This is a genomic window from Bacillus sp. AK128, from assembly GCF_053903075.1.
Genome location: NZ_CP096379.1, coordinates 582,426 through 596,134, shown reverse-complemented (window position 1 = coordinate 596,134; position 13,709 = coordinate 582,426). Strand labels below are relative to the sequence as shown.

The 13,709-nt window shown below is 38.5% G+C and carries 13 protein-coding genes; all 13 read right to left on the bottom strand.

What is annotated here, in order from left to right; genetic code table 11:
- Positions 1-141: 141 nt before the first annotated feature.
- The 13 genes from M1D60_RS02610 to M1D60_RS02550 all read right to left on the bottom strand — a co-directional run bounded on the left by M1D60_RS02610 (position 142) and on the right by M1D60_RS02550 (position 13,707).
- Positions 142-1,386, bottom strand: coding sequence for a murein hydrolase activator EnvC family protein (locus M1D60_RS02610; RefSeq protein WP_456277670.1), 1,245 nt, complete (start codon positions 1,384-1,386; stop codon positions 142-144).
- A 29-nt stretch (positions 1,387-1,415) separates the two neighbouring features.
- Positions 1,416-2,309 carry a permease-like cell division protein FtsX gene (ftsX, locus tag M1D60_RS02605; RefSeq protein WP_456277669.1) on the bottom strand — a complete coding sequence of 298 codons (894 nt, stop codon included), beginning with the start codon at positions 2,307-2,309 and terminating at the stop codon, positions 1,416-1,418.
- Positions 2,299-2,985 (bottom strand): cell division ATP-binding protein FtsE, encoded by a 687-nt coding sequence (gene ftsE / locus M1D60_RS02600; protein WP_456277668.1) that lies wholly within the window; start codon positions 2,983-2,985, stop codon positions 2,299-2,301. The genes ftsX and ftsE overlap by 11 nt, the downstream gene beginning before the upstream one ends.
- Before the next feature lie 868 nt (positions 2,986-3,853).
- Positions 3,854-4,198, bottom strand: a complete 345-nt coding sequence (gene cccB / locus M1D60_RS02595; protein WP_456277667.1) for a cytochrome c551 — start codon at positions 4,196-4,198, stop codon at positions 3,854-3,856.
- 52 nt (positions 4,199-4,250) lie between these two features.
- A complete protein-coding gene (locus M1D60_RS02590) occupies positions 4,251-5,117 on the bottom strand; it encodes a YitT family protein (protein WP_456277666.1) in 867 nt (288 codons plus the stop codon).
- Positions 5,118-5,387: 270 nt separating this feature from the next.
- A protein-coding gene (gene prfB, locus M1D60_RS02585; RefSeq protein WP_456277665.1) for a peptide chain release factor 2 occupies positions 5,388-6,486 on the bottom strand; the annotation gives its coding sequence in 2 pieces (ribosomal slippage) (positions 5,388-6,422 and positions 6,424-6,486; 1,098 coding nt in all).
- Positions 6,487-6,810: 324 nt separating this feature from the next.
- The gene (gene secA, locus M1D60_RS02580) at positions 6,811-9,321 is read right to left on the bottom strand and encodes a preprotein translocase subunit SecA (RefSeq protein ID WP_456277664.1); all 2,511 of its coding nucleotides are present in this window, start codon (positions 9,319-9,321) and stop codon (positions 6,811-6,813) included.
- A gap of 275 nt (positions 9,322-9,596) precedes the next feature.
- Positions 9,597-10,145, bottom strand: a complete 549-nt coding sequence (hpf, locus tag M1D60_RS02575) for a ribosome hibernation-promoting factor, HPF/YfiA family (RefSeq protein ID WP_456277663.1) — start codon at positions 10,143-10,145, stop codon at positions 9,597-9,599.
- A gap of 289 nt (positions 10,146-10,434) precedes the next feature.
- Positions 10,435-10,632 carry a cold-shock protein CspD gene (gene cspD / locus M1D60_RS02570; RefSeq protein WP_246942731.1) on the bottom strand — a complete coding sequence of 66 codons (198 nt, stop codon included), beginning with the start codon at positions 10,630-10,632 and terminating at the stop codon, positions 10,435-10,437.
- Between the two features lie 173 nt (positions 10,633-10,805).
- A complete protein-coding gene (locus M1D60_RS02565) occupies positions 10,806-11,159 on the bottom strand; it encodes a hypothetical protein (RefSeq protein WP_456277662.1) in 354 nt (117 codons plus the stop codon).
- Positions 11,159-11,563 (bottom strand): flagellar export chaperone FliS, encoded by a 405-nt coding sequence (fliS, locus tag M1D60_RS02560; protein ID WP_456277661.1) that lies wholly within the window; start codon positions 11,561-11,563, stop codon positions 11,159-11,161. Before fliS ends, M1D60_RS02565 begins: the two co-directional genes overlap by 1 nt.
- 25 nt (positions 11,564-11,588) lie before the next feature.
- Positions 11,589-13,217, bottom strand: coding sequence for a flagellar hook-associated protein 2 (locus tag M1D60_RS02555; RefSeq protein WP_456277660.1), 1,629 nt, complete (start codon positions 13,215-13,217; stop codon positions 11,589-11,591).
- A gap of 115 nt (positions 13,218-13,332) precedes the next feature.
- Complete coding sequence (locus M1D60_RS02550) at positions 13,333-13,707, bottom strand: flagellar protein FlaG (protein ID WP_456277659.1); 375 nt, start codon at positions 13,705-13,707, stop codon at positions 13,333-13,335.
- Positions 13,708-13,709: the final 2 nt, after the last annotated feature.

Sequence of the window (13,709 nt, the reverse complement as noted above, 5' to 3'; positions counted from 1 at the left end):
TAAAGGAGAAATGCTCCATAATATATCCAATCATTTAATTATAAAAAATTATTTAAAACTAGTAAACCCTTAATAGACTATCTTTTTTGGAATAAAAAAACACAGCCTAGTTAAACAAGAACCGAGCTGTGTTTATATCGTTTAGAAATTTATATAGTTTCTTGGGTTTACTGAATTGGATTTACTTTGCGTCCATGGACCTTTATGAAGCTCAAAGTGTAAATGTGCTCCAAAAGAACGACCAGTGTTCCCCATATAGCCAACTCTTTGACCTTGTTGAACTTCCTGACCATCTGAAACTTCACGGTTCTCAAGATGTGCATATATTGTTGTCCACATTTGACCATTCACGCTATGAGCAATAAATACAACATTCCCATAACTAGAAGAATAATAAGAACGAATGACCGTACCAGCTGCTGCCGCAACTACCGGTACACTAGCTCCCCTTTTCCCAATATCAACACCAGCATGAAGACGACCCCATCTTGATCCATAATTAGATGTAACCGGGCCTGCCGCTGGTACAATAAAACCAGTTGCACTTGGAGTAGTTACAGTTTGTCCAGCTTGCTCTTGTTCCTTCTTCTTACGGGCAGCCTCTTCTTCAGCACGTTTTATTCTAGCAAGTTCTTTCGTTATTGCTGCTTCTTGAGCCGCTAAAAGTGCTGCTTCATCTTCAAGTTCATGCATTTCATGCTGAAGCTCTTCCTGTTGTTGTTTAAGTTTACCCATCACTTGCTGTTTAGTCTGTTCCTGGGCCTTTTGCTCAGTTAGTAATTGCTCAAGCTCGACCAGTTTAGTTTCTAAATCAACTAAAGCATTGTTAAGCTCGGCCGTTTTCTGTTCAAGCAACAGCTTGTCCTCTTCATGCTTAGTAAGGATTTCTTTATCAGCTTTAAAAATTGTCGTGACAGCTGTCATACGGTCAATAAAATCACTAAAGTCTTGTGCACCTAGCAAAACTTCAAGATATTGAATGACTCCACCTGTTACTTGTAAGGAGCGAACACGTTCTTTTAGAAGCTCATTGCGCTCTTCAATTCGTTCTTGCACAACCACAATTTCAGCTTGCAAATCGGCAATATCTTGTTTGACAATCTCTATATTCTCTTGTTTATCTCGGATTTTCCCGTTTGTTTCAGCTTGTGCTAAATCAAGCTTCTTAATCTCAGCATTTAGCTGATTTATTTCACTACCAAGCTGATCATACTCATCTTCCATCACTTCTTTTTCAGAATTAATCTCTGACTTCTTTGTTTTGATTTCTTGCTTTTGTTCATTTAATTCTGATTTTGTATTGGCCGAAGCACTTTCGAAATGTAACAAGGTACCACCAAGTATTGTAAACATTATCATTATGAGCACAACAAACTTTCTCCTCAACGTATCGTTCCTCCTTGTCTCTCTATCTATTAAACTTTTAAAAACTTACGAACTGATAACAAACTTCCCCAAACTCCAATAAAAGCTCCAATTAATAAAAGAATTCCACTTAACTGAAATAAAAACGGTGTGCTTGGTAACAGGTTAAAGAATGTATTTTCCAGCTTAGGATTAGCCGTGTTATATAAATAGTTATAACTTGTAACGGTAAGGATGATTGGAAGGATCGCTCCAATTACTCCTAATAGAAGACCTTCGATAAAAAATGGCCAGCGAATAAATCCATTTGTCGCTCCAACTAACTTCATAATCTCAATTTCTTTACGTCTAGCGATAATCGTAATTTTTATAGTATTAGAGATTAAAAACATAGCAGTAAATAGTAAGCCGACGATGATACCGATTCCTATATTACGAGCAATTCCAATTCCTTGAAAAAGCTTTTCAACCGTTCCTTTTCCGTACAGTACCTTATCAGCATGGTTAAAACGCTCAATTTGAGTAGCAACCTTAATAACATCGGTTGGTTCCTCTGTTTTGACGATAAACACATCGTTTAAAGGGTTGTCCTGTTTAAAAAGTGTAAAGGACTCTCCTTCATCTCCCATACTTTCGATCAATCTTTGCAATTGATCATCCTTGGATGAATAGGTGACCGATTCGACCTCTGAGATTCGTTTAATATTGGCTTCAAGTCCAGCAACATCAGATTCAGTTGCTTCCAAGGCAATATGCACACTAATTTCAACATCAGATTCGATTGTTTTCGCAAACTGATTTAAGTTCATCATGATGGCTAAAAAGCTACCAACAAGTAATAACGTAACCGTTACGGCACTGACAGAGGCAAAGGTCATCCAGCCATTTCTAAATATATTTTTAATACCTTCACGGATGTGACGGGTGATGGTCCTAATTGTCATAGCCGTAATCACCCCTCAATTCATCACGAGCAATTTTTCCATTTTCAATGGCAATCACACGCTTCCTTACCGTATTAACGATCTCACGGTTATGCGTAGCCATCACAATCGTTGTTCCTCTATTATTTATCTCTTCAAAAATATTCATAATTTCCCAAGACGTTTCTGGATCAAGGTTTCCAGTAGGCTCGTCCGCAATCATTACTTTCGGGTTATTCACAATGGAGCGTGCAATCGACACACGCTGTTGCTCTCCACCAGACAACTCATGAGGAAGAAAACGAGCTTTATGCTTCAAACGAACAAGGTCCAATACATCCATGACGCGTCTTTTGATATTTTTTGGCTGTTCTTGAATTACTTCAAGCGCAAAAGCGACATTTTCATACACGGTAAGCGTCGGTAACAGCTTGAAATCTTGGAAAACCACACCAATATTACGTCTTAAATATGGAACCTTGCTTTCCTTTAGCTTCGCTAGATTGATATCGTTGATCGTAATTGTACCTTTAGAAGGCCTTTCTTCACGGTACATCATTTTAATAAAAGTTGATTTACCAGCACCACTTGGTCCTACGACATATACAAATTCGCCCTGATTTATTTTAACGGTGATGCCATTAACAGCAAGAACACCATTGGGATATGTTTTATAAACATCCTTTAATTCGATCATGTTAATTATCACCTAACTTTTTAAAGTAATTTATATTTTATGTTTGTGTATAAGCTAAAATTGATAAGTTTATATTTTAATCGAACATTTAACTTTTTAATTATAATATAGAAGTTCAGCACATTCGACATCAATCGACATTTTGACGAATATTGCCATAAAAACTAAAAAATAAAAGATACAAAATTTATTATACCATCAACAACCGCCATTTTTTGACTAAATTTTATTACAATTGTGTTTCATTGGGGAGATTTTGTAATAATACCGGGGATTATTGGGTAAATTGGAAGTTTCATTCGTCAAATTATTTATGAAAGAGGAAGGAGAGGATAAATAATGGAAATGGAAAGAAACCTTTGAAGGAAATTAAGGAAGATGAGATAGATTCGAGAAATGAGGATTGTGTATAAAGCGGTGGATAATGTGTATAAGTTTTTAGTTTGGAGAAAAGGTAATTAAACAGTATGTTATGGCTGAAAAAGTGATTTTGAAATTAGAAGTTTATCAGAAACGTAAGCCAGCTATTACTTTTAACTAAATTGCTCTGTTAAAGAACAGTGTTTATCTTTAGCAGAGTTGATTGAAGTGGAAGGACGCGAGACTCCTGCAAGGAAAAAGGAAAGAGCTTTTTCTCGGGAGAAGCGTGGCGAAGGAGACCCCGAAGGCGTTAACGCCGAGGAGGTTAAAAGGAACTTCTGCTAAGGTCGCTCACGTCCTGTGAGCAACGCAGAAGCCAGCACATCCTGTGCAAGTGCGGAAAGCGAGTGTCCTGGAACGGAAATCAACAACAAACTTTAACAGAGCCAACTAAATAAAGTGAACAAAAAAATAGTGGGCTTCAAATTAAGCCGCACTATCGTTTTTCTTATTTCATTGTCGCTAACCATGCTGCAACCACTTCAGCGTCAGAGCCTTGTAAAACACCCTTAGGCATAGAGCCCTGGCCTTCGTGGATAATATGTAAGATGTCCTCTTCTGAATACTTACTTCCAACGTTTTCAAGTGCTGGCCCAATATTACCTTCTAAGTTTCCACCATGACAGTTTGCACAGCTTTGTCGATACAGTTTTTCACCCTCAGAAACTTCAGTTGTACCGCCAGTTGTCGTTCCTCCATCAGTTGTCTCTTCCTGTGCTGTATCCCCACCGCCACCGCATGCGGTTAGAGTAAGTAGAAGACCTAATAGAATCACCATAACCTTACTTTTCATCTAAAATCCTCCTAGAATCATCTTAAGACTATTTTATCCTATTATTCCCTATTTATGTACGTTTAAAGCCTTCACCAAGCACCTCAGAGGCATTCATAACGACGACAAATGCAGATGGATCAATGCCTTTTACAAGTTGTTTCAATTTTGTGAACTCAGTCTGGTTCACTACACACATGAGGACAGGACGCTCTTGATCGGTATACCCACCAAATGCAGATAAACGGGTGACTCCACGATCAATTTGGGTGAGAATCCCCTTTCTAACCTCAACTTCCTTACAAGTAATGATGATGGCCATTTTTGAATATCCAATCCCTACCTGAACTAGATCGATGGTCTTACTTGTAACAAACAACGCAATTAATGCGTACATCCCACGTTCAAGATCAAATACGATCGCTGCGGTTAATACAATCATTCCATCAAGTAGAGCGACACAGGTACCAAGTGAAAGGCCGGTGTACTTATTAATAATTTGCGCCGCGAGATCGACTCCACCAGTAGAAGCCTTCCCACGAAAGACAATGCCGAGACCTAAACCGACACCGACTCCTCCAAATAAAGCACCAAGAAGGGGATCTAATGTCGCCGCATCCATATCCCTAGAGAGGAAGACAACAAACGGAAGAAAAATCGTCCCAACTAGACTCTTCACTCCAAAAGAGCGGCCAAGAAACACAATTCCTGCAATAAACAAAGGAACATTCAACGCCATCTGCACAAACGCCGGCTCCCAGCCAAAAACAGTATCCGTAATCGTACTAATCCCACTAACCCCACCAGATGCAATCTGGTTCGGTAATAAAAACAAATTAAACGCCAGCGCCACAACAGCCGATCCAACCAACACATATATGTATTCAAGCATCGTCTCAACCCGAGGATTAAGCACAACCTCATTCCGACTTCTACCCATAAACTCCTACCTCCAATATCACATCAACAAACACTTTACCGCTTTAAAGCTATGGGGGCCAGGCCCCCATAGCTTTAAAGTGCCGAAGTGAGTATATCACGGTGATTTTATTTTGTGAATGGCACTCAGTTAGCGTGGTAAAGGGGTAAATTAGTAGTGTGTTAACGTTAGTTTGTGACAAGAGGAGGTAGTCTCATTCAATATGAAAGAAAACAAAATAAAACCTCTTATCTAAAAGCGGATAAGAGGTTGATATAAGTAAATCTAATTTTATAATTTTGATCGTAAGTAAGCATCGATGAACGAATCTAAATCTCCGTCCATCACACTTTGGGTATTCCCTACTTCGTAATTAGTACGGTGATCTTTTACTAATGAATAAGGATGGAATACATAGGAACGAATTTGACTTCCCCAACCGATATCGTTCTTCTCACCGCGAATTTCATCAAGCTGTGCCTGTTGCTCTTCAATCTTACGTTGATAGAGCTTCGCTTGAAGCATCTTCATCGCACGTTCACGGTTTTTAATCTGAGAACGCTCTGTCTGACACGTTACGACGGTGTTTGTCGGAGTATGCGTAATACGAACGGCAGAATCTGTCGTATTAATATGCTGTCCACCCGCTCCACTCGCACGGTACGTATCAATCTTCAAATCCTCAGTTCGAATATCAATATCAATTTCCTCATTAAATTCTGGCATTACATCACAGGATACAAATGAAGTATGACGACGACCTGAAGCATCAAAAGGCGAAATCCGCACTAATCGGTGTACCCCTTTTTCTGCCTTCAAATAACCATATGCATTATGACCCTTTATTAAAAGCGAAACACTTTTAATTCCCGCTTCATCGCCAGGTAGATAATCAAGTGTCTCCACCTTAAACCCTTTACGCTCTGCCCATCTTGTATACATCCGAAGAAGCATCGAACCCCAGTCCTGAGACTCTGTTCCACCAGCACCAGGATGTAGCTCTAAAATCGCACTGTTTTTATCATACGGTTCGCTTAATAATAGTTGAAGTTCAAAATCATTAAAAGCACTTGTCAAAGATTTAACCTCTGAAACTAGCTCAGTCTTTAAATCTTCATCATTCTCTTCTTTTAATAATTCGTAAGTCAATTCTAGGTTCTCATAAGACTCCTGTAGCTCATTGAATTGATTAACCAATTCCTTTAGACCATTCGCCTCGTTAATAACCGTTTGTGCCTCTTGTTGATTATCCCAAAAAGAAGGTTCAGCCATGCGTTCATCTAGTTCACGTATGCGGGCTTCATTTTCTTCTAAGTCAAAGAGACCCCCTAAAGTCTTCTAATCGTTTTTCCATTTTTTCTAATTCATTACGAATTTCTGCTAATTCCATCTGGTCACCTCATGGTTTTATTTCAGTAAAGCTGTATTCATATATATCTTATTGCTTTTTACTAAAATCTAATTAAAACTTGGTCCGTTGATTTCCGCTACAGTCGCTTGCTTTCCGCGGGGAGGGATGTGAGCCTCCTCGGCTTTGCCTGTGGGGTCTCACACTTCCCTCATTTCCCGCAGGAGTCAAGCGACTTCCGCTCCAATCAACTCTAGTTTTTTAAATCAAGTCATTCAAAAAACTACTTATACGAAAACAACCTTCAGTAAAAAGCCTATGTCTTATTAAAAGACATAAGCTCGTGATTTTATACTATTTTATATGTTATTGTCCGCAGCATTGCTTATATTTCTTTCCACTTCCGCAATAGCAAGGGTCGTTACGACCAATCGTTACATCCTTCACGACTGGCTTTTTCTTTGGTTTTTCTTTACCTTCAGCATTTGGGATGACCGCTTGACCTTTTGCTACTTCCTGACGCTCTAGGTTGTTGCGGATCTGTGCCTTCATGACATACTTGGCAACATCCTCTTCAATCGAAGCAATCATGGATTCGAACATTGCAAAGCCTTCCATCTGATACTCACGAAGCGGATCAATCTGGCCGTATGCACGTAAATGAATTCCTTGACGTAGCTGATCCATTGCATCAATATGATCCATCCACTTACTATCAACAGCACGAAGCACAATAACCTTCTCGAACTCACGCATTTGCTCAGGCTCAAGCTGTGATTCCTTCTCGTCATACTTAGCTTTTGCCTTTCCAAAAATAAACTCAGAAATCTCTTCTGCTTCCTTGCCACGAAGCTCGTTCTCAGATAGCTCTCCTTCAGAAAGAAGGTTAGCCTCAGTGAAGTCAACAATTGCTTTTAAGTTCCACTCTTCCGGCTCTTCATTCCCTGGACAGTGTGCTTGCACCTGGCGATCAATCGTTGATTTAATCATCCCTTCAACCACTTCACGAAGGTTTTCAGAAGCCAGTACATCATAACGCTGTTTGTAAATAACCTCACGCTGCTGACGCAGTACATCATCATATTGTAAAAGCTGTTTACGAGAATCAAAGTTATTCCCTTCAACACGTTTCTGTGCTGACTCTACTGCACGAGAAACAATTTTACTTTCGATTGGCTGAGAATCATCCATGCCTAATCGCTCCATCATGGCTCTCATATTATCAGAACCAAAACGGCGCATTAATTCATCTTCCATTGATAAGTAAAACTGAGTTAAACCTGGGTCCCCTTGACGACCAGAACGTCCGCGAAGCTGGTTATCAATACGACGGCTCTCATGTCGTTCTGTTCCTACAACAGCAAGTCCACCTAAATCTTTTACACCTTCACCAAGCTTAATATCCGTACCACGGCCAGCCATATTCGTTGCAATGGTTACCGCACCGCGTTGACCAGCACCTGCAATAATTTCCGCTTCACGCTCATGGTTTTTGGCATTCAAGACATTATGCTTAATGCCTTTTTTCGTTAAGTATTTAGCAATCAATTCAGACGTTTCAACCGCAACTGTACCGATTAAAACAGGTTGTCCCTTTTGATGTAATTCATCAATATGCTCAACTACCGCCCGGAACTTTCCATCAATTGATTTAAAAATCAAGTCAGGTTTGTCATCACGTGCAATCGGTAGGTTCGTCGGAATCGCCACAACACTCATATTATAAATATTACGGAATTCCTCTTCCTCTGTCTTCGCCGTACCCGTCATACCAGAAAGCTTTTCATACATACGGAAGTAGTTCTGGAATGTAATCGTCGCAAGCGTCATACTCTCATTCTGAATCTCTAGACCTTCTTTAGCCTCAATCGCCTGGTGTAATCCATCACTATAACGACGGCCTTTCATCAAACGACCAGTAAATGAGTCAACGATGACTACTTCTTCATCCTGAACTACATAATCTGTATCACGATGCATACTAGCATGAGCCTTTAGAGCCTGATTAATATGATGTAAAATCGTCACATTGTTTAGATCAAAAAGATTTTCAATATTAAATGCCTTTTCAGCCTTTGTAATACCTTCTTCAGTCAGCTGAACAGCCTTCGTTTTCACATCATACGTATAGTCTTCTTCTGTCTTTAATGTACGAACAAAGCCATTAGCCTGGAGATAAAAACCAGTCGATTTACGTGCCGATCCCGAGATAATTAACGGTGTACGTGCCTCATCAATCAAAATCGAGTCAACCTCATCAATGACTGCATAATTAAGTGGACGCTGTACCATTTGCTCTTTATACAGCACCATGTTATCACGCAAGTAGTCGAATCCTAACTCGTTATTTGTACTATACGTTATATCCTTCGCATACTCCTCAATCTTCTGTTCACGAGTTAACCCATTTAAGTTTAATCCAACAGATAAACCTAAGAACTCATAAAGCTTACCCATTTCAGTCGCATCACGAGTTGCCAAATATTCGTTTACCGTTACAATATGTACACCTTTTCCAGAAAGCGCATTTAAATAAACAGGTAGAGTAGACGTTAACGTTTTACCTTCCCCTGTCTTCATCTCTGCGATGTTCCCTTCATGAAGAGCCACTGCTCCCATGATCTGTACAGGGAATGGACGCATGCCTAATACACGAACAGCCGCTTCACGAACTACCGCAAAAGCCTCTGGTAAAATGGCTTCCAATGTTTCGCCTGCTTCCACTCTACCTTTAAATTCAGCAGTTTTTAACCGAAGCTCTTCATCAGAAATTTTTTGTAAGTCAGGACCAAGTACTTCTACCTGCTCGACAATCTTTTGATATTTATTTATCTGACGTTGATTCCCATCAAACACCTTTTTTAACATTCCAAGCATTGAAAAACGCTCCTCTTTTCTTGTTTTCCCCGTATAGGATGTTCAATAAGTCCAGGAAAAATAGTCACCTGAATTTCTCCGTCGGCTAGCTAATTTTGTCCACCTTTTTGAACATTCATCCTTAAGGTAAAATGCTGCTAATATTATATATGTATCCAACATTAATATTACCATTAACTGAGAGTAGATGCCAATAATTACAGGAAAACTGGACACCTCAAGTTATACTGAAACACAAAGACGCAGCCGACAATGCGACTGCGCCATAATAAGCTTTAGCTCGGTTCAATAATTCCATATTTTCCATCTTTACGCTTATAGACCACATTGGTACTATTCGTTGATGAACTAGTGTAAACAAAGAAGCTATGTCCAAGCATATTCATTTGTAAAATCGCTTCCTCACTATCCATCGGCTTCAGATTAAAGCGCTTCGTACGAACAACCTCTTCTTCATCTTCGTCTTCTAAGTAAGGAGTTCTTGGCTCAACGCCATTGGTAAACATAAACTTAGGAGATCCCTGATCCCTCAGCTTTTTATTTACTCTCGTTTTATGCTTTCGAATTTGACGCTCTAGCTTATCAAGCACCAAATCAATGGCTGCATAGAGATCATCATGTTGCTCCTCTGCTCGCAATGTTAACTGCGTCATCGGAACGGTAACTTCAACTTTTTGCTTGTTATTGTAAACCTTTAAGTTCACATTGACATCTGCGTTCAGTCCATCCTCAAAATAACGGTCAAGTTTTCCTACCTTCTGCTCGACAAAATCACGCAATGCTGGAGTTACCTCAATGTTTTCACCACGAATGTTAAACTTCATATATGAAACTCCTCCTTTATACAAGCTATACATATATAATTCTACTTTACCCTGTCCGATTCCTCCCTAAACATCTTAAAATGTGTGAATTTTTTGTGAATTATGTTTATGTATAAAAAGTTGAGTTCATGACTAAGAAGAGAAGAAAGAAGAAAATAAATTAAAAGCACAAAAAGAAACACTCACCCCGTAGCCCGGAGTAAGTGTTTCGGTGTTGCTTTAATTTTCGTGCTTATATGATAAGCGATGAAAAAACAATCGTTTTTACGCGAGTGAGTTATCGTAGAAATTAAAGCTTAGTTACGTTAGAAGCTTGAGGTCCGCGGTTTCCTTCAACGATTTCGAATTCTACAGCTTGACCTTCTTCTAGAGTCTTGAATCCGTCAGTTTGAATAGCTGAGAAATGTACGAATACATCGTCTCCATCTTCGCGCTCGATAAATCCAAAACCTTTTTCTGCGTTAAACCATTTAACTTTACCTTGCATTGATACAACATTCCCTTCAAATCATGTACTGTGAACTCTGTCCACAATTCGAATATACCTAATATAACCCAAATAAGTCAAATTTAACTTTTCGTGGTTTTATGTGGATATTCGACACGTAAAAAAAGATTGAAAAACCCTGTAGAATCGTGTCTACAGGGTGGTAGTTTTGACTATTTTTTTTTGTCGAAGAAGGTACCATCCATTGAATTGGTGGAAGCATATGGATTAACATATTTTTGGTGTGAAACCTTTTGTTTCTTCAAGTTATTTAAATCTTTACCAATCATATTAAAAAGAGCTTTTAACTTTATTCTTACATCGTTATCTATGACTTGAATCTCCTCAACTAGAGCTTTATCTTTTTCAGTAGACGGAGGAGATAAATCTGGAAGAATAGTTTCTCTTTTATCAAGAAGAAAGTTAATATATTTGATATACTCATCTCTTTCTTCCTCGAGTGGTTGCTTTTCTAAGAAACTGTAAAGTTCTTTAGTTACTTGATGTAGCTTTTCAATCGGGCTCATTATGCTTGTCCGCTTTGTACTGGTTGTGATTGCTTAGCGATGATCATAGCTTCCTTCCACGTATCTCTAAATTCCACTACATATCCTTCAACTTCATCTAAAATGGATACATCATTTTTAACATTCGCATCAATCAACCTACGATACATATAATCATAAAGTTGCATTAAATTATTCGATATTTCAACTGTCTGATCTAGTGTAACCATCAGTTCATTAATAATATTTTGAGCCTTTTGAAGGTTCATATTTTTCATTTCTATATTCTTTTGTTCCATCCCTTGCTTAGCAAGCTTTATAAACTTTATACAACCATTATATAACATAAGTGTTAGTTGCTCGGGAGTTGCAGTTGTAATCGCATTTTGTTGATATGCTAAATGAGGTTGTTTATTAAAAGCCATTATAAAAATCTCACTCCTTCAGTTTTTATGCATTTCCTGCTCCGCCACCAAGAGCATTAGCAATATATGCAGCTTGTTCATTGGCACGTTGCATTGCCTTTTCCATGGCTGTGAATTGACCCCAATATCTTTCTTCAACACGGGTTAGGCGATCTTCAAAGGCTGTAATTCTATTAGAAATCCCATTCAATTCTCTACCAATACCATACTGACTACCCATAGAAGTGGTTTTTCCAGCTTGTCCCTCAATATCTGAAATCGTATTTTTAATAGAGTCTCTTAGACGACGTGCAATCCCTTTTTCACTAGTGGTTGAGCCGTCCGCATAGAACAATTGGTATAACGCTTCAGGGTCTTCCTCAATAATCTTACGTAGACGCTCTTCTCCGTTAAGCTTATCATCACCCTGCTTTGTAGGATTGAGTAAAAGCTTTCCGTTCTCAAGATAGTTAGGAGATGTTACAATCCCTGCTTCCGCTAAGAAGTCATATCTAGGATCTAACCCTGAAACTTTACCATATACAGCATTTCTGATCTGACTTAAGCCATTTTGGAGAATCGTATCTCTTCGGAGAAGACCACTTTTTGCCTTTTTCTCCCACTGTTCGATTTCTGTTTCAGATAATTGTTCACGTTGTTCTTTTGTTAAGGGGGCATATTCTTTATATCTATCTTCTTTTAACTTATCATCAATCTTTTTAATAATTTCATTATACTTCTCCATAAACTTCATGACAGAATCCATTACACCATCGACATCTGTACTTGAACTAATCGTAACTGGATTACCTGAAGCTCCATTATTTGTTAAGTCCTTAGCGGTATATTTTATACCATTAATGTCAAATGAATTGTTTTTAAAAGTCATCTGTAAACCATTTACTTTAACAACGGCATCTTGTCCAGCTGGCTGTCCATTTTGTCCTGCTACTAATGAAGGTGGAGTAGTTGCATTGTGGACATATTGAGCACCCGTTCCATCTCTAAATCCCAACTCATTCATTAGTTGAACAGCATCCTCATTTACAAGAGAAAGACTTGCTCCAGATCCCGTTTTGTTTTGGGTTAAAACAACCATCTCACGGTAGTCATTAATCTGTCCATCACCATTCAAATCTTCATTATCCAAAATATTTCCTTTAACTGCATTTACACCCAATCCTAAGTTATTAAACTCCCGAATGACGTCATCTATTGTCGCTTCTGCTTTCAAATTTAAGTCCTTAGTTCTAGCTGTCCCATCCGGATCGACTACCTTAAACTTAGCTGTAAATGCTTTTGCTGGCACAGGTGGAAAACTAAGGGCCACTTCAGAATTCCAAGATTCAGAAGTTGCTAACCTAAGCACTTCAAGTTGAGTAGTAGTATTCGGAGGTGCACCAACAGAGGTTGCAGAGATGATATTATCATTAGAGCTAGTTATTGACTTTTTATAAAAGGTTGATTGTTTTCCAACTCCATCAAAAATAAATTTATCTAATTCATCTAATAGAGTGTTTACTTCACGATAATTATCTCGTTTCCATTCTAATGTTTGTTTTTTCTGTTCAAGTTTATCTAGCGGCATTCTTTCCGCCTGCATTAATTGCTTTACAATTGATTGCGTGTCCATGCCTGAAGCTAACCCACTAAATCTTATTCCATCCATACTCATTTATCATTTCCTCCTCTTTGGAAGATATCTCGAATAGTTTCTCTATTTTTACTATCGGTTTCTCTTTCTAAATCTTTAATAGAAAAGAAAAAAAGAAGGATTTCCCTTCTTTTCATTAAGCCTTCTTATCAACCAAGATCCCTAAGAAATCCATCATTTTGGAAATCATGTCCAAATATTCTTTTGCTGGAATTTCTCTGATTACCTTTTCAGTTTCTTTATCAACAACTTTTACTGCTAATCGGTCTGTCTTGTCATGCACTTCAAACTTTAATGACGTAAAATGAAGGTCTAGCATCTTATTCGTTTGTTCAATCTTATCTTCAAGATTTGATTTAGTTATGCTTGATTCCTTTTTTTCCTTTTCTTTCTCTTCGTTATTTTGGGGAGAGACTTCTAACCGAGGTTTACTTTCAGCCACAACGTTTATTATTGGCTTGTCTGTTTTTGGAACTACATTTGTCAAAATAGGGGTCTTTACTATCTCCACCG